18 protein-coding genes are annotated in these 20,952 nt (G+C 63.6%); 8 read left to right on the top strand and 10 right to left on the bottom strand.

Features of this window, described 5'->3' with window-relative positions; translation table 11 throughout:
• Positions 1-101: 101 nt before the first annotated feature.
• Complete coding sequence (locus JT360_RS31375; protein WP_214477066.1) at positions 102-6,287, bottom strand: kinesin; 6,186 nt, start codon at positions 6,285-6,287, stop codon at positions 102-104.
• Between the two features lie 273 nt (positions 6,288-6,560).
• On the opposite strand from JT360_RS31375, the gene JT360_RS31370 reads away from it, so the two are divergent.
• The 3 genes from JT360_RS31370 to JT360_RS31360 all read left to right on the top strand — a co-directional run bounded on the left by JT360_RS31370 (position 6,561) and on the right by JT360_RS31360 (position 8,469).
• Positions 6,561-6,929, top strand: coding sequence for an Hpt domain-containing protein (locus tag JT360_RS31370; protein WP_214477064.1), 369 nt, complete (start codon positions 6,561-6,563; stop codon positions 6,927-6,929).
• A gap of 99 nt (positions 6,930-7,028) precedes the next feature.
• Positions 7,029-7,349, top strand: a complete 321-nt coding sequence (locus JT360_RS31365; RefSeq protein ID WP_214477062.1) for a 2Fe-2S iron-sulfur cluster-binding protein — start codon at positions 7,029-7,031, stop codon at positions 7,347-7,349.
• Positions 7,350-7,431: 82 nt separating this feature from the next.
• Positions 7,432-8,469, top strand: coding sequence for an NAD(P)/FAD-dependent oxidoreductase (locus JT360_RS31360; RefSeq protein WP_214477060.1), 1,038 nt, complete (start codon positions 7,432-7,434; stop codon positions 8,467-8,469).
• Between the two features lie 9 nt (positions 8,470-8,478).
• Here the strand turns inward: JT360_RS31360 and JT360_RS31355 are convergent, their stop codons facing one another.
• Both JT360_RS31355 and JT360_RS31350 read right to left on the bottom strand, forming a co-directional pair.
• Complete coding sequence (locus JT360_RS31355; RefSeq protein WP_214477058.1) at positions 8,479-9,954, bottom strand: MDR family MFS transporter; 1,476 nt, start codon at positions 9,952-9,954, stop codon at positions 8,479-8,481.
• A gap of 233 nt (positions 9,955-10,187) precedes the next feature.
• Entirely contained in the window at positions 10,188-10,811 is a 624-nt protein-coding gene (locus JT360_RS31350) for a DUF922 domain-containing Zn-dependent protease (protein ID WP_214477056.1), read from the bottom strand.
• Between the two features lie 213 nt (positions 10,812-11,024).
• Between JT360_RS31350 and folP the strand changes: the two genes are divergently transcribed.
• From folP to folK, 3 genes are read left to right on the top strand one after another with little or no spacing between them, the layout of a single operon-like run.
• Entirely contained in the window at positions 11,025-11,876 is an 852-nt protein-coding gene (gene folP, locus JT360_RS31345; RefSeq protein ID WP_214477054.1) for a dihydropteroate synthase, read from the top strand.
• Between the two features lie 3 nt (positions 11,877-11,879).
• The gene (gene folB / locus JT360_RS31340; RefSeq protein WP_214477053.1) at positions 11,880-12,239 is read left to right on the top strand and encodes a dihydroneopterin aldolase; all 360 of its coding nucleotides are present in this window, start codon (positions 11,880-11,882) and stop codon (positions 12,237-12,239) included.
• Positions 12,223-12,735, top strand: coding sequence for a 2-amino-4-hydroxy-6-hydroxymethyldihydropteridine diphosphokinase (gene folK, locus JT360_RS31335; protein WP_214477050.1), 513 nt, complete (start codon positions 12,223-12,225; stop codon positions 12,733-12,735). Before folB ends, folK begins: the two co-directional genes overlap by 17 nt.
• Before the next feature lie 70 nt (positions 12,736-12,805).
• Here the strand turns inward: folK and JT360_RS31330 are convergent, their stop codons facing one another.
• Positions 12,806-13,351, bottom strand: a complete 546-nt coding sequence (locus tag JT360_RS31330; RefSeq protein WP_214477048.1) for a DUF924 family protein — start codon at positions 13,349-13,351, stop codon at positions 12,806-12,808.
• Positions 13,352-13,377: 26 nt separating this feature from the next.
• The gene (locus tag JT360_RS31325; protein WP_214477046.1) at positions 13,378-15,213 is read right to left on the bottom strand and encodes a monovalent cation:proton antiporter-2 (CPA2) family protein; all 1,836 of its coding nucleotides are present in this window, start codon (positions 15,211-15,213) and stop codon (positions 13,378-13,380) included.
• Between the two features lie 365 nt (positions 15,214-15,578).
• Between JT360_RS31325 and JT360_RS31320 the strand changes: the two genes are divergently transcribed.
• A complete protein-coding gene (locus JT360_RS31320; protein ID WP_214477043.1) occupies positions 15,579-15,845 on the top strand; it encodes a hypothetical protein in 267 nt (88 codons plus the stop codon).
• A gap of 144 nt (positions 15,846-15,989) precedes the next feature.
• On the opposite strand, the gene JT360_RS31315 is transcribed toward JT360_RS31320, so the two are convergent.
• The 4 genes from JT360_RS31315 to JT360_RS31300 form a co-directional block, all read right to left on the bottom strand.
• Positions 15,990-16,541, bottom strand: a complete 552-nt coding sequence (locus JT360_RS31315; protein WP_214477042.1) for a hypothetical protein — start codon at positions 16,539-16,541, stop codon at positions 15,990-15,992.
• A gap of 122 nt (positions 16,542-16,663) precedes the next feature.
• Positions 16,664-17,731: a YcjF family protein gene (locus JT360_RS31310; RefSeq protein ID WP_214477039.1), complete on the bottom strand. Its 1,068-nt coding sequence runs from the start codon at positions 17,729-17,731 to the stop codon at positions 16,664-16,666.
• A complete protein-coding gene (locus tag JT360_RS31305; protein WP_214477038.1) occupies positions 17,728-19,206 on the bottom strand; it encodes a YcjX family GTP-binding protein in 1,479 nt (492 codons plus the stop codon). The genes JT360_RS31310 and JT360_RS31305 overlap by 4 nt, the downstream gene beginning before the upstream one ends.
• Positions 19,207-19,282: 76 nt before the next feature.
• Positions 19,283-19,786, bottom strand: coding sequence for a SixA phosphatase family protein (locus tag JT360_RS31300; RefSeq protein ID WP_214477037.1), 504 nt, complete (start codon positions 19,784-19,786; stop codon positions 19,283-19,285).
• 276 nt (positions 19,787-20,062) lie between these two features.
• Here JT360_RS31300 and dksA point away from each other — a divergent pair, with 276 nt between their 5' ends.
• Positions 20,063-20,479 (top strand): RNA polymerase-binding protein DksA, encoded by a 417-nt coding sequence (gene dksA / locus JT360_RS31295; RefSeq protein WP_214477035.1) that lies wholly within the window; start codon positions 20,063-20,065, stop codon positions 20,477-20,479.
• Between the two features lie 117 nt (positions 20,480-20,596).
• On the opposite strand, the gene JT360_RS34280 is transcribed toward dksA, so the two are convergent.
• Entirely contained in the window at positions 20,597-20,731 is a 135-nt protein-coding gene (locus JT360_RS34280; RefSeq protein WP_502845500.1) for a hypothetical protein, read from the bottom strand.
• Between the last annotated feature and the right edge of the window lie 221 nt (positions 20,732-20,952).

Below are 20,952 nucleotides of genomic sequence, written 5' to 3'. Positions count from 1 at the left end.
GGACCATCAAGATATTTCCCGGCAGCGGCGCGGACAGTGGCTTGCCCTGAACGAAAAAGGCGGGCCGTGGCCCGCCTTGGTTCTGTTAATCAATTCCTGGCTCAGTGCAGGCGGCCGCTGGCGTGGGCCAGCATGGTGTAGACCTTGCCGGTGTCCGACGTCAGGTAGGTCTGCGCCATGATGTTATCGCGGTCGTTGCGCGAGACATCCTTGAGCAGTTTCTCGAAGTCGTCGCAGTAACGGTCGACGGCCGCACGGAATTCGGCTTCGGCCTGGTACTTGCGGCGGATCTCGTCGAACGTCTGCTGACCCTTCAGCGTGTAGAGCCGGCGCGTGAACACGTCGCGCTCGCCGCGCCGATAGCGGTTCCACAGCTCGATCGAGGCATCGTGGTCGATGGCCCGTGCGATGTCGACGGAGAGCGAATTCAAGGATTCCACGACATGCAGCGGCGAGCGCTGGGCCGGGGCCGCGCGTGGCGTTTCCGCGGGCGCCGGAGGCGTAGTGGGCCTGAGGTCCCCTTCGTTCGAGGCCGCGGTCAAAAGATCGCGCACCCAGCCGCCCTGGGGTGTGCGGGCGCTGGCGTCAGAGCGAGGGCGCGGCGTCTCGGCCGGACGCTCGAGGTCGAGCGTGCCGCGCAGCGCGGTACCGCCCAGCGGCGCCTGAGGCGTGCGCAGCTCCGGCTGCGGAGCGGGAGCGCGACGCGGCGGTTCGGCGGCACGCGCTGCCGGCGCTTGCGGGGCCGGGCGCAGGTTGCGTGGCTCCGAACCTTCGGCTCCGCGACCGGATTTCGCAACGATGTCCGAGAGTTCCTTCAGGGCGTTGATCTGCTCCGAAACGGCGCGGCGGATGGCAGAGGTCGATTCCTTTGCCTCTTCCGGCATCTCGATGACGCCTTTCTTGAGTTCGGCACGGGTGAGGTCGAGTTCGCTCTTGATCGAGCCCGCGGTGCGCCGCATCTCCTCGGTGGCATCGGCGAAGCGCTTGGTAGCCGAATCGACGACGTCGGTGATGGCGTTGCGGATCTTGTCGGCCGATTCCAGCGTCTTGCCTTCGGCGTTCTGCAGCGTCTGGCCGACGAGGTTTTCGAACGAGCGCATGACCCTTTCGAGATCTTCCGACTTCTTGACCAGGCCGACGGCGAGATCTTCCAGCGACGACTGCCTTTCCAGCGTGTGTTCGAGGTTGCTCTGGGCCGAACTCAACAGGTCCGAGGCGCTGGCCAGCAGGCGGCTGTGCTCGTCGAACTTGGTGGCGATCGATGCCACTTCCCGCAAGGTCGACGAGGACAGGTCCGTTAGCCTGGTGGTGTTCGAATCGACCAGACGCGCCGAGCTGGCAAAGGTCTGCGCCGCCTTTTCGGTGGTCGCCGCGAAGCTCTGCGTGCTGCCGGTCAGGCGTTCGTCGACCTGGCCGAGGTTGACCGCGGCCTGCTCGATCAGCTGGCCGAGCTGCGAACTGGAGGTGGTCATGCGGCCGATGAGATCGGCGACGCTGGCGGAGAGCGACGAGCGGGCGCCTTCGACCGCCGACAAGGTCTCGGCGGTGCGGCTGGCGAGCGCGTTGACAAGGGCTGCATTCTCGCTGCGCAGCTTCTCGGTGGCGCGTTCGGTGACCTCTTCCATGCTCTTTTGCAGTTCCGAGCCACCCTGGGCGAAGCGCTCGACCAGCGGACGAGCGGTTTCATCGAGGATCTTCGACATTTCGGCCGACCGCGCCGCGAGCATGGTGTTGAGTTCGCGGGTGTTGGCGCCGATCGTCTTGGCGGCATCGTTGGTGCTCTGGCCGATATGCTGGCCAACCGCGGTGAAGGTCTCCGCGATCACATTGGCGCGCGAAACGAGCTGCGCCTCGGCGGTCGAGACCTGCTCGTTGAGCTTCTGACCCATCGTGTCGGCGGTGTGGGCGAGCCGGTTCTCGACGCTGGTGATCTGCTCCTCGACACGGGCGGCCGCGGCCGCGGCGCTCAATGCAAGCCGCTCGTCGGCGCCGGCAAGCGCCTGCTCGATCTCGCGGGCGTGTACGGCCAGTTCCTGGCCGGTCTGGCGCGCGCGGTCGGCAACCCTCTGCTCGGTGCTGGCGAAAGCCCCGACGATGGTCTGCGTATGCTCGCCGATCGTCGACGTGCTGTCGGCGATGCGCGAGACCATGCGCTGGTCGGCGTCTTCGAAGATGCGGCCGATCTCCGACGCACGGTTTGACAGGGCATCCGAGCCTTCCGCGATGCGGGCGACCAATTGCTGGTCGGCGGCATCGAAGATGCGGCCGAGGTCCGATGCACGGGCGGCAAGCGCCTCGGCCGATTCGCCGATGCGCATGCCAAGCCGCTGGTCGGCGCTTTCGAAGTTGCGCAGGATGTCGCCTGCGCGGGCGGCCAAAGACTGTGCCGTCTCGACGGCACGGGCAACCAGCTTCTGGTCCGCCGCATCAAAGGCGCCGGCAATCTCGCTTGCACGGGCAGCCAGATGATCGGCGGTATCCTGGGCCCGGGCGGCCAACTGGTCAGTGGTTTCCTGGGTGCGAGCGGCGAGCTTCTGGTCCGCCACGTCGAACGCGCCGGCAATCTCGCTTGCGCGGGCCGCCAACTGGTCGGCGGTTTCGTGGGCGCGGGCCAGCAGCGAGCTGGAGGTGTCGCCCGCGCGGGCAAGCAAGGCCTTGGAAGTGTCTTCCGCACGAGCGTGGAGTCGACGATCGGCCTCCTCGAAAGTGCGGGCGATGTCTTCGGCCCGCGCCAGCAGGGCGGCGGACGTCTGCTCGGCGCGCTCGGCGATCTTGCGATCGGCGTCACTGAAGGCCGCACCGGCCTGCTCATGCAGCGTGCTGGTGACTTCCAGGACCTTTTCGCGCAAAGCGCCGGCAACGAAGACCGCGCTTTTCTCGAGCACGTTGCGAACATTGTCGACACCGGTCGAGAGCGCGCGCTCCATGGTTCCGGCGCGTTCTTCGATGATGCCGGTCTGGCGGCTGAACGCCTGCTCGATCTTGTCCACATCGGCGGCGATCGCTGCCGAAATGTCGGTGCTCCTGGCCGCGATCTGGTCGATGTGGCCAGACAGCGAGCGGTCGACGTCCTTGCGGGTCTCGGCAAGCTTGCCGAGATCGTCTTCCAGCGCGCGGCTCAATATGTTGCGGCCTTCGGCCAGCTTGCCGACATGGCCGGCGATGACGTCGTCGATGTCGCCGCGGCTTTCGGTCAGCTTCTGCAGGTCGGCTTCCAGCGCGCGCTTGAGAATGTCTCGGCCCTCGGCCAGCTTCTCGACCTGGCCGGCGACCAGCCCGTCGATGCTGGAGCGGCTTTCGGCCAGCTTGGCGAGATCGTCCTCGAGCGCCTTGGACAGGGTTGAACGTTCCTGGACAAGCCTGTCCGCGTGGCTGTTGACCAGGCCGCTGACGCTTTCAAGATCTGAATCGAGTGCCTTGGACAGCGCCGAGCGATCCTGGACAAGCCGCTCGGAATGGCTGTTGACGAGGCTGTTGACGCTTTCGAGGTCGGCTTCGAGCGCCTGGGCAAACTGGGCGCGGTCATCAACCAGTTTCTGCGACTGGTCGGCAACGGTGTTCTTGATCGTGTTGAGATCGGCCTCCAAGGCGCGGCGCAGGATGTCGCGGCCCTCTGACAGCTTCTCGACCTGACCGGCGACCAGGCCGTCGATGCTGGAACGGCTTTCGGCCAACTTCGCGAGGTCGTCCTCGAGAGCCTTCGACAAGGTCGATCGATCCTGAACCAGCCTGTTCATGTGGTCGGCGATGACGCTGTTTACATTCTCCAGGTCGGCTTCCAGGACCCGCGAAAGCTGCCCGCGATCCTCCGCCAGTCTTTCCGACTGGCTCGATATGACGCCCTTGATCGTGTTGAGATCCGATTCCAGCGCGCGCTTGAGAATGTCTCGGCCCTCGGCCAGCTTCTCGACCTGTCCGGCGACGAGGCCGTCAATGCTCGAGCGGCTTTCGGCCAGCTTGGCAAGGTCGGCTTCGAGCGTCTGCGACAGCAGGCTGCGGTCGTTGGCAAGCCTTCCCGAATGATCGTCGAGCAGGCCCCTGATGCCCGAAAGGTCGTCCTCGAGCGAACGGCCGAGCTGACTGCGGTCTTCCACCAGCTTTGCCGAATGAGCCTCGATCAGGCTCTTGATGCCGGCGATATCGTTTTCCAAGGCCTTGGCGAGCACCGCACGGCCCTCGGCGATCTTCTCGACCTGGCCGGCGACGAGCCCGTCAATGCTGGCGCGGCTGTCGGACAGTTTGCCGAGATCCGCCTCCAGAGCGCGCGACAGGATGTTGCGGCCTTCGGCAAGCTTCCCAACATGTCCGGCGACCATTTCATCAATGATCGTACGGGATTGCACAAGTTTTCCGGAGTCTTCGTTGAGAGCCAGCGAGAGCCGGTTACGGCCTTCCTCCAGCCTTTCGAGGTGGCTGCCCAGAGACGCATCGATGGCAGCGCGCGATTCGTTGACCTTGCGCAGGTCCTCCTCGAGGGCGCGCGCGATCAGGTTGCGGCCTTCAGCCAGCTTCTGCACCTGGTTGGTCACCGCGGCATCGATGCCGGCGCTGCCTTCGGCGAATTTCGCCAGATCCTCCTGCATGGCGGCCGCCATGCGCTCGCGGCTTTCGGACAGCTTGCGGCTGTGGTTTTCGACAGCTTCCTCGATGCCGACGCGGGCGTCGGCAAGCCGCTGGATGTCGGAATCGAAGGAACGCGACACGACATGACGCGCCGCTTCCATGCGCCCGGCAAAGTCGCTGGCGCGAGCCTCCAGCATGGTCGACGTCGAGTTGACGATGTCGGCCATGTCAGCGCCGATCTGGGTCTTGCCCTGGTCGATCATCGCAGACAACGTATCCTTGCTTTCGGCGAAGGTGTGGGCGATTTCGCGGGCGCGTTCGACCAGCGTTTCGTTGATCTGGCGGGCGCGGGCCTCGAGTGCGGCGTTGAGCTTCTGCGTGCCGGTGTCCAGCGCCTCGGCGCGGGTCTGGAATTCGCTGATCAGCGCCTGGCCGCGTTCGGCGAGCGTGCGCTCGATGCCGTTGAGGCTGGCCTCGAATTCCGAATTGAGGGTACGCGCGGCGCCGCCAAGCAGCGACACCATGCCGGAGGTGCGGTCGTCGAGCAGATCGGTCAGAGACCGGGTCAGACCGTCGGTCGTGTCCGTCAGTTTGGCAATGCGGGTGTCGAGAAGGCTGGCGAAGGCCTCGCCGGAGGTCGACAGCCTGTCGGTGATGGTGTCGAGCCGGCCTTCCACCGAATCGAAGATCGACATCGAGCTTTCATTGATGCGATCGATAAGCGTGTCGCCCGAATTGGTGATCGTCATCGACAGCTTGGTCGACGCATTGAGAATGCTGTCGCGGATGATGTCGCTGGCGGCGCCGATTTCCTCCTTCAACGTTTCATGCGCGCCCGAAATCGAGGCGCGGACGCGCTCGGCATGCGTGACGACCGCTTCGCGCTCGCTGCCGAGCCCGTCGACCAGCGAACGGATGCGGTTTTCGTTTTCCGAGTAGGAGCGCTCGATCTGATTGACTTCGCTGTGGACCAGCGTTTCGAGTTCCACGGCGCGGGCAAGCGTGCGTTCGATACCTTCGCCCATGGCCGCCACCTCTCGGCGAACGGCCTGGCCGATCATCATGACGCGATCCTGCGCCATGTTTTCCGGCTCGGTCAGGCGGAAGGCCACTTCCGTCATCGACTGTGCGGCAATGCGCATGTCCTGAGCGCGGCGAATCATGGCCGCGAAGGCCCAGAACAGGATGACCGGCACGATCGCCGCGACGGCGAGGCCAATCAGCTCTGGACGGGCAAAGAACTGGTCGAGCGTGCGGATCTGCCAGATGCTCGGTCCGAAAAGCAGGTTGGCCAGCCCGCCGGCGCCCGCGATCCAGGCGAGCGAGACAAAGGCAATGATCCAGTAGACGGTATTGGAGGCGCGCCTGTTGAGGCTGTGCAGGAGTGTCTTGTAGTCCTTCTGACGATCGTCATTGGCCGGCGCAAAGCCCGTGGGCTGAGTGCCATTGCCATTGCGCGTCTCCACAGGGCGCAGCTCGGCGGGTTTGGGCGCGGGCTTCGCGGCCTGGGCCTGGTTGGCCGCGGGTGCCGGCTTCTGGTTGCGCCCCTCGCGTGCCAGTTCGTCGGCGGCCTGGGATATCTGCGCTTCCAGATCTTCCATCGAAGCCGCGATATCGAGATCGCCGCCGGTGTCGCCGCTGAGGTCGATATCGAGCGCTCTTTCCAGTTCCCTGGCTACATCGTTGTCGAGATTTCTCGTCGTCGTCGTTGGTTTCTTCGCCATGCCTTCGCTACCCTGTACTAGCTGCCGCGGGCTTATAATTGTCTTTGTCGTACCCCCCGCGCAGGAGGCTGAAAATGGACCCTCGTATCGTAATGACACAGGGGGGTAAAGAAAACATGCATTCCGCGGGATACGTAAAACTTTAAATATAAGGTTAACGGAAGCGTGATTTGGGCGCCGCTTTCGCAACATTTTTCCCGGCCATTCATTAACCCGTTATCCACTGGAATCGCCTAGGTTTTCAGGCGGCCGAAGGAAATGGAGTTCGAGTTCATGCGTGGCGAAAGCGGCATTGCCTTCTCAATGCCGGGGGGTGACGTGTCGGGGACGAGACAAGCCCGACCGGTCGATTTGGCACACCTTGCCCGGCAAACGATGGGCGACCGTGCTCTTGAGCAAGAGGTGCTGGCGCTGTTTGTACAGCAGGCGCTGTCGGTGCGCGACAAAATAGTCGATGCCGACCTCAAGGACCGGCTTCTGCTGGCGCATGGGCTGAAAGGGTCGGCGCGCGGCGTCGGCGCCTTTGCCATCGCCGATTGCGCCACCGAGATCGAGCGGCGGCCGGAAGACGGCCAGACACTCAAGCGGCTGGGCACGCTGATCGACGAAGTGCGCGATTTCATCGCCGCCATCAGTCGCTGATTCCGGTTTACGGAAAAACGTCACGGAGCGGCGCTTTCGCGCGGCAGTTGACTTGTCCGCCCGAGTGATTATGTCGGCTGGACTCCCTTCAGGTGACAAATGACCAAACTGACCTTCATCGCCCATGACGGCACATATTTCGACGTGGATGCCGAAAACGGCTCGACGGTCATGGAAAATGCCATCCGCAACGCCGTACCGGGGATCGAGGCGGAGTGCGGCGGCGCCTGCGCCTGCGCGACCTGCCATGTCTATGTCGATGAGGCGTGGACGGCGGAAGTCGGTGAGCCGGAAGCGATGGAAGAGGACATGCTGGACTTCGCCTACGAGGTCCAGCCGAATTCGCGGCTGTCCTGCCAGATCAAGGTGCGCGACGCGCTCGATGGCCTGGTGGTGCGGGTGCCGGAGCGGCAGGGCTGAAAAGCCGATTTTTGCCGCTGCCGCTTGGCAGCGAGCCAGTGGTCATGCAGTCTCACGCCAATCCAGCAGCGAGGCATGACGCATGACCGGCACCATCAGAACAGACGTCCTCATTGTCGGGGCAGGGCCTATCGGCCTGTTTGCCGTGTTCGAACTCGGCCTGTTCGACATGAAGTGTCACCTGATCGATATCCTCGACCGGCCCGGCGGCCAATGCGCGGAACTCTATCCGGAGAAGCCGATCTACGACATTCCCGGCTGGCCTTCGATCTCGGCGCAAGGGCTGGTCGACAAGCTGCTCGAGCAGATTGCCCCGTTCAAGCCTGATTTCACCTACAACCGCATGGTCTCCAGCCTGGAGAAGCTGGAGGACGGCAGCTTCCGCGTCACCACGGACGAGAACGAGGTGTTCGAGGCCAAGGTCGTGGTGATCGCCGCCGGCGGTGGTTCGTTCCAGCCGAAGCGCCCGCCGATTCCGGGCATCGAGCCTTATGAAGGCAAGAGCGTCTTTTATTCGGTGCGCCGGATGGAGGATTTTCGCGGCCACGACCTTGTCATCGTCGGTGGCGGCGACTCGGCGCTCGACTGGACGCTGAACCTGCAGCCGGTGGCGAAGAGCGTGACGCTCGTTCATCGGCGGCCGGAGTTTCGGGCGGCACCCGACAGCGTCAACAAGATGTATGCCATGCAGGAGATGAAGCAGCTGGAATTCAGGGTCGGCCAGGTGGCAGGGCTCGCCGGCGCCGACGGACAGCTGTCATCGGCCACAATCAAGGGTGGCCCGGAGGGAGATATCGAGGTGCCATGCACACGCATGCTGCCATTCTTCGGTCTGACCATGAAGCTCGGGCCGATCGCGGAATGGGGGCTCAATCTCCACGAAAACCTCATCCCGGTCGACACCGAGAAGTTCCAGACATCGGTGCCCGGCATTTTCGCGGTGGGCGACATCAACTGGTATCCGGGCAAGCTGAAGCTGATCCTGTCTGGCTTCCACGAGGTGGCGCTGATGGCGCAGGCGGCCAAGCGCATCATCAGCCCCGGTGAGCGGATCGTCTTCCAATACACAACGTCATCGACCAGCCTGCAGAAGAAGCTCGGCGTTCTCGAGGCCTCCTGACGAGTAGGGTCACTCGGCAAGCACGGGCGCTTCGGGGCGACCGCGCAGTGACTTTTCCGGCATCAGGCTGAGCGTCAGCAGCGCCAGTATCAGCATCGCTACGGCGGCGGCGAAGATCATCCAGAACGCGGAAGTGCCCGCCACCGCTCCGCCCGCCTGAGCGACTTCGCCGGCCAGCGGCAGGCCGTTGCCCAGCGCGACGGCGCCAAGGATCGCAACACCAAGCGCGCTGCCCAGCGAGCGCAGGAACGTCATCACGCCGGTGGCGACGCCGAGATGCTTCGGATCGACCGCGTTCTGGACCGACACGGTGGCAACCGGGAAGGTGGTTCCGCTGCCAAGCCCGATGCACGTCGTCAGGATCTCGACGACCAGCAGCGAGGCGTGCCCGGCCACGAGGCTGAGGATGCCGAGGCAGAGCGCGGCGAAAGCCAATCCAATCATGGCGATCCGCTTGTAATGGACGAAGCGGGGAATGGTGCGCCCGCTGAATGTCGCGCCGGCAACCGTGCCGAGCATAAGCCCAAGAAGGGCAGTTCCGGACTCACTCGCCGACAGGCCGATGACCGATTGCAGGTAGACCGGCAGGTAAACCGACAGGCCGATGTTGGAAGCCTGAAGGAGGAACAGGGAGAGCGTGCCGGCCAGAACGATCGGGTTGCTCAGCACTTCCAGCGAAATCAGTGGCTCGGAAGCGCGCAACAGCCGCAGTGCAAAGGCAGTCCAAATGACCACCGAGCTGGCGAGCAGGCCAAGGATTTCAGACGACAGCCACGGGTATTCGCTGCCGCCCCAGTTCAGCGCCAGAAGCAGCAGCGCCGTGGCCGCTATCAGCAGCAGTGCGCCAAGCCCGTCTATGCTGTGCCGTCTTGCCAGGACCGGCAGCTTCTTCAAAGGGTTGTTGATGATGGCCATGGCCACAACGCCGAGCGGAATGTTGATCCAGAAGATCAGTGACCAATGCAGATGCTCGGCAAACGTGCCGCCGAGCAGCGGCCCGGCGATGCTGGCGACAGCCCAGGTGCCCGCGATCCAGGCTGCGTAACGCGCACGCTCGCGCGGTGGCACGAGGTCGCCGATCACCGTCTGCGCCAGCGCGAACAGGCCGCCACCGCCGGCACCTTGGATCGCGCGGCCGATGATCAGCACGAACATGTTGGGAGCCATCGCGCTGACCAGCGAGCCGGCGAGGAAGATGAGGATAGCGGCATAGATTGTGGGCCGCCGACCATAGACATCCGAAATCTTGCCGTAGAGCGGCGCCATGGCGGTCGCGGTCAAGAGGTAGCCAGTGACGATCCAGGGCAGATATTCGGCATGGCCGAGTGCCCGCGCGATGGTCGGCATGGCCGGCGCGACAATGGTCTGGTCGAGTGCGGCCAGCAGCATCGACAAGAGGACGCCGCCGATGATGGCGTTCTTTTCGGTTTCGGTCAGCGGCGCGTTCGCGGCCGCCACGGCCTGCTTGTCGACAGCCTGGTCCATAGTCATTCGTCCATGTGCTTTGCGCGCTGTTCGGTTCACCGATTTGGGCTTGCCTGATGCGTCCGCCGCGCGATCGGTCGTGGTGCTCTCGTTTCGAGGGATGTGCCCTGCCAACCCCGATATGTCGTCCCGTATAGGCCGATTTCGACTGCCGTTCGAAAATTTTTTGAAGCTGGCACTACGCTTCGGCCCGATTGGCTTTGCATCGGCGCCATTGACCGTGCCGGCGAAATTCAGGCCGGTGGCGGCAACCGACCATTCTGGATGCGCTCCATGCGATAGCGCATGAGCCGCAGGATGCGGCTTTCGAAATTGACACTTTCCACGCGATCGAACTGCACCTGGGCGCGGTCGTGCTTGGCAAGAATGGCGGCGGTGATCTCGGCCGCCTTGGCCTTTGCGGCATCGCAATCCTTCCGCGGATAGGTTGCCTTCAGCGCGTCTTCCAGCTCACGGGCATGGTTCTTGGCGATCTCGACATGGCGTTCTTCATGGCGCTTGATGTCGGCAGACAGCGTATCCCAGAACAGCTTCACATCGGCATCGGCCTTGCGCGGACGGCGCCATTCCGGAAGGATCACCTTGACCTTAAGGGTCACCACGGCGTCGGCGATCCGACAGGAGCCGGCTTGCCTCGCGTAGCTGATACGGGTGGTGAAGGCCATCTGGGTGGCGCCGGGATGACGCGAGCCCGTGCTTTTGACCTGCGGCCCATGCTTCGAAAGCTGCGCCTCGATATCATCGAGCGTGCTGCCGCCAACGGAAAAATAGCTGTATGTCTTCACCAGAGTGGCCGCACCCGCCGGAACGGCGGTCACGGCAAGCAGCAGCGCGCAGAGCAAGGATCGTTTCATCATGTTGCCTCTTCGACCACCTTGCTTTACGGCCGTTGCCGGCGCAACGGAATTGATCCGATGCGGATCACACATCGTTGATGAGCATAGAGTCGGATGATTTCAGGTCGAATCGACCCGAAATCTGAATCCGCCTCTAAATCAAAGGAGTAGAGCATGATGTCGTCCGAAAACCGCGTCACACTTTTCGGCATCATGCTCTAAGGTTGACGAGCGATGACGGCGAGGCGATGGCATCTGGCCCATGGACGCCATCTCGATCTTGGCCGCAAGGCCGTGGTCGTCGGCATCCTCAACGTCACCCCCGACAGTTTTTCCGATGGCGGCCTGTTTGACGGCCCCGAAGCGGCGCTGGCTCAGGCGCGCCGCATGATCGGCGAAGGGGCTGGGATCATCGATGTCGGCGGAGAATCGACCCGGCCCGGTGCCGCCGCGATATCGGCCGGCGAGGAGCAGGCCCGTATCCTGCCCGTGATCGAGGCGCTGGCGAGCTCGGGCGACGTGCTGATTTCGGTCGACACCTATCGCGCCGAAACGGCGCGGCTCGCGGTGGCTGCCGGCGCGCACATCGTCAACGATGTCTGGGGCCTGCAGCGCGAGCCCGATATTGCGCGGGTCGCGGCCGAAACCGGCGCCGGGCTCATCATCATGCATACCGGGCGGGATCGTGAGAAATTGCCCGACGTGATCGCCGACCAACTGGCATTCCTGGGAAAATCGCTGGAGATCGCCCGCAGGCACGGTGTTGCCGACGACCATATCGTGCTCGATCCCGGCTTCGGCTTCGCCAAGGAGACGGCCGAGGAAAATCTCGACCTGATGGCACGGTTCTCCGAACTTCATGCGCTTGGCTTTCCGTTGATGGCCGGCACCTCGCGAAAACGCTTCATCGGCACCGTCACCGGCCGCGATGCGGCCGATCGCGCAGCCGGGACAGCGGCGACCAGCGTCATTCTCAGGCTCAAGGGCGCGCATCTGTTTCGCGTCCATGATGTCGCAATCAACGTGGACGCGCTGGCCGTGGCGGATGCTATGCTGGCGCGTGAAACTGACCCGCCGGAACGCTGAGCCATGTATGTCATCCGCTTGAAGAACTGTGCCTTCTTTGCCCGGCATGGCGTGCTCGACGAGGAGGAGGCGCTCGGCCAGCGTTTCTATGTCGACGCGGTGCTTTCGGTCGAACCCGGACGCGCGCTCGTCGACGACGCCATCGGAGAAACCGTCAACTATGGCATTGCCTTCACGGTGATCGAAAAGATCATCACCGGCGAGCGGCGCTTCCTGATCGAGGCCCTGGCAATGGAGGTGGCAAAGGCGCTGACGGACCGGTTTCCCCAGATCAGGAGGGCCGAAATCACCGTGCGCAAACCGAACGCGCCGGTGCCCGGCGTGCTCGATTACGTCGAGGTGACCGTTGTCTGGCCCGAATAACACCGTCTATCTCAGCCTCGGCGGCAATCTGGGGGATCCGGCGGCCTCGATGGCTGCGGCGCTGCGCATTCTCGATGCCGATGCGGATACGCGCGTTGCCGCCGTCTCCTCGCTCTATCGCACGCCGCCCTGGGGCAAACTCGATCAGCCGGATTTCCTCAACGCCGCCGCTGAGCTGTCGACCCGGCTCTCGCCGCGGGCGCTGCTTGATCTCTGCCTCGATGCGGAGCGCAGGCTGAAGCGTGTGCGCGAGGAGCGCTGGGGGCCGCGCCTGATCGACATCGACATTCTGGTGTTCGGCGACCGCGTCATCCATGAGACGGGGCTCGAAGTGCCGCATCCGCGCATGCTGGAGCGCGCCTTCGTGCTGACACCGCTGGCCGAGATCGCGCCGGACCTTGCCGTCGGTGGACGAAGCGTGTCGGAGCGCCTGGGCGCCGTCGATGCCGCCGGTATCGAGCGGTTGCCATCCGGCCGTGACTGGTGGCTGCGATAAAGCAATTCCAGGAAAAGTGTGGAACGGTTTTCCGTCAGGAATTGCGCCAAAATAGGGGAATAGGCTGGCGTCAGCCTGAAAAACCGCCTGCTTCCAGGAATGCCATTTCCTCTACCGTGGTTTCCCGGCCCAGCATCTTGTTGCGGTGGGGAAAACGGCCGAAGCGCTGGATGATATCGCGGTGCTCTTCGGCGTATTTGAGGTAGTCCGGCGCATTGGCCGTGGTGAGTGCGAGCGACCTTTCCTGATCCACGAGCAGTTCCGAATGCTCGAACGGCAGATACAGGAACACCCGGAACTCCGGTTCGAGCAAGAGATCCTGGCCGGCCGTGACAGCTTTTTGAGCGAAATACTTCGCCAGCGGGTCGGTTGCGTACATATGGCCGGTGCCGCGAAAGCAATTGCGCGGAAACTGGTCGAGCAGGATCATCAGCGCCAGCGAGCCTTCGGCGTGTTCGGACCAGTCGTCGCATTCGCGCCGCGCGACGGCGTAGTGCAGGTCGAGAAAGCGGTCGCGGAAGCCGGCATCGAAAGCCTCGTTCTTCTCGAACCATGCATCCACGCCGGCATCACGCCAGAATTTGGTGACCGACAGGGCTCTGCTGTCCAATTCCATGCATGGGTCCTTGTTAATCCGGGGGGTCAATCCGCTGGTTCGGATTTGTGCAGAACGCCGGCCGTCTCTTCATTGAGGGCCTGGCCGGCGCGGCGCGGCTGGGTGAGAGGCGTGGGAATGGGCGTACCGATATTGCCTCTCAAGAAGCGTTGCCCGGCGCGGATGCCTTCGGCGAGCTGGGTTTCGAAACGGGCGGCGTCGCGGCGCCTGACGTCCTCGATCGTGTCGGCGACGTCTTCGGGATCAACGCCAAGGGATTCCAGGGCCGAGCCGCCGAAAACCAGCGCCGATTCGAAGGTCTCGCGCAGCTGGTAGTCGACACCGGCTCGAATGAGCTGCAGTGCGGTGCCGCGGTCGTAGGCCCGGGCCAGCACGGTGAGCAGCGGAAATTCGGCCTTGATCAATTGGGCAATCCGAACGGCCACATCGGCCTTGTCGACGCAGATCAGCACGGCGCGTGCCCGGCCGGCGCCGGCCGCATGCAGGATATCCAGCCGAGTGCCGTCGCCATAATAGACCTTGAAGCCGAAATCGGCCGCCGCCTGGATCATCTCGACGTCGTTGTCGATGATCGAGACGTCGATGCCGCGCAGCAACAGCGGCTGGCTGGCGATCTGGCCGAAGCGGCCGAAGCCGATGATCAGCACGCTGCCGGTCAGGCCGTCGGCGACATCGACGCCGTCGAGCGACTGCTCGTCGCGCGGGGTGACATACCGCAAGGCGATGATCGCCAGCGGCGTCAGCACCATGGAGATGATGACGATCGCCGTCAGGGTCGCGTTGGCCTGGCTGTCGATGATGCCGACGGCGGCGGCGGCGGAGTAGAGGACGAAGGCGAATTCGCCGCCTTGCGCCATGAATACAGCACGTTCCAGCGCCTCGCGATGGCCGGTCTTGAGGATGCGGGCGACGATATAGATGCCAAGCGCCTTCATCACCATGTAGACGACGACATAGACGGCGATCAGCTTCCAGTTCGTGGCCACCACATGCAGATCGAGCGACATGCCGACCGCAAGGAAGAAAAGGCCGAGCAGGATGCCGCGGAACGGCTCGATGTCCGCTTCCAGCTGATGGCGGAAGGTCGATTCGGACAGAAGAACGCCGGCCAGGAATGCACCCATGGCCATCGACAGGCCGCTGAGCTGCATGGCGAGCGCTGATCCGAGCACGACCAGAAGGGCCGCGGCCGTCATGACCTCGCGGGCACGGGCATCCGCCAGGATGCGGAAGAAGGGGTTGAGCAGATAGCGCCCGGCCACCACCAGTCCGACGATCGCGGCAAGGCCGATGCCGACCTCGGTCATCCTTTCCGACGGGCTGGTGTCGGCGCCGCCGGGCGCCAGGAATGCGATCAGGGCCAGCAGCGGAACGATGGCCAGATCTTCCAGCAGCAGGACGGAAACGATGCGCTGGCCTTTCGGCGAGGCGATTTCGCCGCGTTCCTCTAGCAGCTGCATGACGATCGCGGTCGAGGTCAGCACGAAACCGGCACCGGCCACGAAGGATTGCGAGACTGGAAACCCACCGGCCATTCCGACCCCGGTCAACAAGGCCGCGCAGACCCCCACCTGGAGCGCGCCCAGGCCGAAGATTTCGCGGCGCAGGCCCCAAAGCCGCGACGGCTGCATTTCCAGTCCGATGATGAACAGGAACATGACGACGCCGAGTTCGGCGACATGGAGAATGGCTTGCGATTCGGAAAAGATGCGCAGGCCGAACGGGCCGATCACCACGCCGGCGGCGAGATAGCCGAGAATGGAGCCAAGCCCCATGCGCTTGAAGATGGGGACGGCAACGACACCAGCGGCAAGCAGCGCCACCACCTGAACCAGATCGCTGCCTGATGCCTCTGCGGCCATGCCTGTCATTCCGTTCGTTTGAGACCGCAGCGCCTGCAGTCGGGAGCAAGAGCAATTCCAGGAAAAGTGTGAAACGGTTTTCCGTCCGGAATTGCGTCAAAACAAGAGCTAAAGCATTTCATCGTTTCCATGAAACGATGAAATGCTTTAGGCGCCACGACAGGTCGCCAGAAGCAAAGGATAGGGGCTTCGGCCGGGATCGAACAGCCCGAATCCCGATCGCGAGCAATGTTGCAGGCGCGTTGCACAAGTTTACGCCGGGCGTGCGTTGCTTGTTGACACAATCGGAGGTTAAGGACGCTCGGCTTCGGCCATTGGAGGGTGAGCGACGATCAAGTCGCGCCCTTTTTGAGGAGATGACTGACATGAAGAAGTTTTTGCTTGTTGCCGTCGGCCTGGCGGTGCTTGCCGGTTCGGCCTGTTCGAAGGCGCCGGAATGCACGACCGAGATGGCGACCAAAAAGGCGCAGGACATGGCTGCCGCGCTGCAGGAAGCGATCACCAAGGACCCGTCCAAGGCGGCTGACCTGACCGCCAAGGTCCAGGCGGTGACAACCAAGTATCAGGGCACCACGACGCTGGCCGATGCCTGCAAGGCCTATGACGAGGTGACCACCGCGATCAAGGGCTGACGCCTGGTTCGTCTGGTTCAACGGAGGCGGTAGCGATGGGCTGCCGCCTCTTTGCTTTTGGGGTGTATTCGAGCAATTCCAGGAAAAGTGTGAAGCGGTTTTCCGTCCGGAATTGCGTAAAAGAAATAGAGCCGCGATAGACGCTCAGTTCGGCGCGATGGAGCCGACTTCGACGGCATCGACGCGCTTCAGGCTCATGCCGATAACAGGCACCAGCTGGTCCTGAACGCGCACGGCAACCGTCACCGTCATCGAATTGTCGTCGGGAATGCGGGCCTGCATGACGCCGCGCAACTGGTTGCGGTTGATGGTGAAGACCACCTTGCGGGCATCGACAACATTGCCGCCGATGATATCGAGGCCTGCGCCGGCCGCGCCACCCATGAAAGAGCCCTTGTAATCGCGGCCCTTGCGCTCGATCCTTGCCGACATCGGCTGGGTGAACATGCCGACCCGGCAGCCGCCGTCCAGCGTCATGCCCATCTTGCCGTCGGGCGTGGAGCCGGTGAAGCTGCAGTTGAACTTCGTGCCCTTGTACTTGCCGGCGACGATTTCGCCCGGACCAACCCATTTGCCTTCGGCCGACTGAAAGAACTGCTTATCCGGTTCTGCCGCGGAAGCCGCCGAGCCAAAACCGACGACTGCTGTGATCGCGGCCGCCAGGGGCAGGACGCTGGACAGAATTACGCTTTTCATCGACGACACCCGGCAACAACGAGGCTGTTTGAAACCCGTTCGACCATGAAGAAGATTGGTTAATGCTTCGTCACCGCGGGCCTCGAAACCGCAATCCGCCCAGCCTCCCGAAGAGCAGGACGCTATTTGCCGGAGCCGGCTGTTTCGGCGTCTTTCTTGGTCGCAAACGATGTCAATGCGGAGAGGAAATCGCCCAGTCCCGGGCGCTTCGCGGCGCTGAAGGGCAGGGGGCGCGCCGTTTCCATCGCCGCGATGCCGATGCGCGCCGTCATCATGCCGTTGACGACGCCCTCGCCAAGCTTTGCCGAAAGGCGCGCCGCCAGGCCGTGGCCGACGATCTGCTGGACGAAACTGTCGCCGACGGCGATCGAACCGGTGACCGCCAGATGCGCCAGCACGCTGCGCGCCAGGCGGAAGAAACCCAGCGTTCCCGGCCGTCCGCCATAGAGTTCCGAGAGACGGCGAATGAGGCGCCCGGCCTCGAACACGACATAGGCGACATCGACAAGCGCACGCGGGCTGACCGCCGTCACCAGCGAGACGCGTTTGGCCGCCTCGAGAACCATCACCTTTGCCTTGGCGTCGAGAGGGCCGAGAATTTCTGCTTCGGCCAGGCGCACCAGATTGCCGCCGTCGATGATCTCGCCGCGCAGTTCGGCCAGCGCGCGCCGGCCGGCCGCGGTTTCGGGCTTGGCCGCAACGAAGGCCGAAAGCTCGTCGACCACGGATCGTGCCGCCTTCGGATCGTCGCGGGCGATGGCATCGAGCGCCCGCTTTTGCAGTTTTTCGACTTCGGCGAGACGGGCGATCGCCATGAACTCGCGAGCTAGGATCACCAGAAGCGCCAGCACGGCGATAATTGCCATGCCGGCGGCCAGCCAGCCCAGCCATTGTGCGCGGGCGAAGAGATCGCGTATCAGCTGGTCGGTCCACAGGCCGACGGCCAGCGAAACCAGTACACCTATGGCGCCGAAGAAGATGCTGCCGAAGAGCGAGCGTTTCCTGGGGGCGGTCGCAGGCGGCGGTTCGGCGGCAACGATATCGGGCTCGTCGAAAACGTCGATCTCCGCCGGTATGACCAGTGCGCGGGGTTTGCGCGAAGGCTCGGCCGGGCGCGATTCTGGCACCTGGTGTCTGGGCGCGGCTTCCGGCTCGATGCGGAATGCCGCCGGCTTGCGGGGCGCGGTCATGCCAGATGGTCTCCGATCAGGAACTGCAGGGCACGGTCGAGCCTGATATGCGGCAAGGACAGCGTGACACCTTCGGCCGTGCGTTCGAGTTTTGGCGGGCGGAACCGGACAAAGCGGATTGCCGGGTCCCTGGAATCCTGTCTGTGGTCGGGTCCCAAGACGTCGAACACTGTATCAATCTTCTCCGGTAAGTCCCCGGGAAATATGGCTGTTTCGGTCTTGCCGTCAAAGGTTTCGCCGTTGATTTTCTCGTCGGCGATCGGCATGCCGATGATGACCGGTAACGTCTCGCGGCCTTGCTTGACGGTGCCTTCGCGGGTTGCGCGCATCGCCGCCATGGCGACCACATCGACATCGGCGCCGGTGAAGTTCGCGCGTGCCACGGCCCGGTCGGCCAGCCGCCGCACGATCGCCTGCAGCCGGTCATGGCTTTCGTGGTGCAGGTGATCGGCCTTCGTCGCGGCGACCAGGATACGGTCGATGCGCCGCGAAAAAAGGTCGGTGAGAAAGCTGCCCCGGCCCGGGCGAAAGCAGCTGAGAATCTCGGTCACGGCGCGCTCGAGGTCGGCCATGGCGCCGGGGCCGGCGTTCAGTGCCTGCATGGCATCGATCAGTACGATCTGGCGATCGAGGCGGGTGATGTGTTCGCGGAAGAAAGGTTTGACGACATGGGTCTTGTAGGCTTCGTAGCGCCTGTCCATCATCGCGTGCAGCGACCCTGGGCGGGAACGCTTGTCGCCGAGGCCAGGCAGCGGCGCAAAGGTCAGCGCAGGGGAGCCTTCGAGATCGCCAGGCATCAGGAAGCGGCCGGGCGGCAGGGTCGAAAGCGCCCGTTCGTCGAGCTTGCAGGCCTTGAGATAGGCGGCGAAGCTTTCGGCCAGGCGGCGCGCCGTCATCTCGTCAGCATCGGTATTCGGGTCGATTTCCGCCGAGATCGCTCGCCAGGCCTGCGAAAGATCTTCACGCACCGGCAAAGTGGCCATCTCAATGGCCTCGCGTGAAAAATCGGCGAAGGATTTGCCGAGCAGCGGCAGGTCGAGCAGCCATTCGCCGGGGTAGTCGACGATGTCGACCGACAGTTTGCCAGAAGAGAACATGCGGCTCCAGCCGGAGGCCGATTCGTATTCGATGGTCAGCCGCAGTTCCGAAATGGCTCGCGTCGAATCGGGCCAGACGCGGTCGTTGACCAGCGCGGCGATGTGGTCCTCATATTGAAAGCGCGGCACGGCGTCGTCGGGCTGTTCTTCCAGGAAGGCGCGCGCGATGCGCCCGGATTTCTGCGCCTCGAACAGCGGCAGGCGTCCGCCGTGGATCAGATTGTGGACGAGGGCGGAGATGAACACCGTCTTGCCGGCGCGTGAAAGGCCTGTGACACCCAATCGCAGCGACGGAGAAAAAAGCCCGGTGGCGCGTCCCGACAGCGTATCGAGGGCAATCCTTGCCTCGTCGGTGAAGGTCGTCAGCGATGATGCCAAAATGTGATCTCTCGGGCTTCGGTCCGTCCGATATAGGCTCTCGAACCCGGCTTTGAAATGGCGGCGGAAATCGCCACTAGAGATCGGCCGGTGTCAGAAACGCTTCGAGATAACCCGCGTCCTGGGCGACTTTCGCCAGATCATCCAGGAAACGTACGACCGCCAGGCCCGAGGTCGGGAAACCATGATTGAGCATTGCACGCGCCGTCTCGTCGCCATCGCCTGAGACCGCCATGGCGAGATCCTCCATCATCGGATTGTGGCCGATGACCAGCAATGCGCCGACACCGCCGTGCTCGCAGATAAGGCTGAGATAGCCCGCCGCGTCTTCGCTGTAGAGCGCGTCGAAAAACAGGACCTTGCCGGTATCGGTCTGGCCGGCTAGCCCTTCGAGCGTTTCCTTGGCGCGTCTGGCATTGGAGCACAGTGTCAGGTCGGGGACATAGCCACGTGAACGCATGGCGGCGCCCATAATCTCGGCATCGGCGCGGCCGGATGCGTCGAGCGGACGATCGAAATCGCGCATGCCGGGCAGCGCCCAACCGGCCTTGGCGTGTCGCAACAGATAGAGCCTGCTCACCCAACCTCCAATGACGCCGAAGCCGAAGCCACACCGCGATTAGCCATGAGAAGGGCGTTGCGCACAATGGTCCGTGTTCTTCCGCGCTACGAACCACGCACGAGACGACGCGGCAACGGGTCGAGGCACTTTCTCTATCGAATCAGGAGCATCTCGCTCCAGCGAGGGCCGCCGGGGCTCTTTAACAATTGCGTGAGTCGGTGGCCGATTGCGCTTGTGCAGGCGTGTGACCGCGAATATATAGGCGCCAAATTTGGGGCTGTTTGGGTGAGTCGAATGAACGACATCGTTACCGCCAATTACGTACCCTCCGAAGACGAGCCGTTCATGAACGAACGGCAGAAATCCTACTTCCGCCTGAAGCTCGTCACCTGGAAAAACGACATATTGCGCGAAGCGCGCGAAACTCTCGAAATACTACAGCAGGAAAACGCCAACCATCCCGACCTCGCCGACCGCGCCTCTTCGGAAACAGACCGCGCCATTGAGCTCAGGGCCCGCGACCGTCAGCGAAAACTCATTGCAAAAATCGATTCGGCGCTGCAACGCATCGATGAAGGCACTTACGGCTATTGCGAGGAAACCGGTGAGCCGATCGCGCTGAAGCGGCTCGACGCCCGCCCGATCGCCACCTTGTCGATCGAAGCCCAGGAACGGCACGAGCGCCGCGAAAAAGTCTATCGCGACGACTGACGCGTCGCTTCCGAGCTGCGCTTAGGACAGTTTCCGCTGATATAGGTTTTTGAAATGGCCGGATTTCCGGCCATTTTTTTTCGTCAGATCCCTGCCGGCGGATGGATCAGGCGGCAATCATCTCTTCTGGCTTGAAAGTTCGCCGAGAAGCCTGGTCATCTCATCGTCGAGCGACGGCGGCGCCTTGGCTGCCGGTTTGCTCACCGGGCCGCCGGGGCGGGGCTGGTCCAGCGAAACTTCGAGTTCCTTCATCGGCGTATCGTCGATGCTGTCCTGTCTCGGCGGGGGCGGTGGCGCGTGCCTGACGACATTGGCGTTGGCCGAGCCATGGCGTGGCAGCGGCGGGACATTGGTCGGCTGATAGGCCTGCGTCCCGGGTTGGGGGGCCGGGGGGGGGGGGGGGGGGGGGGGGGGGGGGGGGGGGGGGGGGGGGGGGGGGCCGGGCGGGGCCCCCCGGAGGGGGGGGGGCGCGG

Origin of the sequence: Mesorhizobium sp. dw_380 (assembly GCF_018588885.1) — a bacterium.
In the GTDB taxonomy this organism is placed as follows: Bacteria; Pseudomonadota; Alphaproteobacteria; order Rhizobiales; family Rhizobiaceae; genus Mesorhizobium.
Note: the sequence above shows the minus strand (reverse complement) of the source record. Positions and strands in the feature narration are given on the sequence as shown.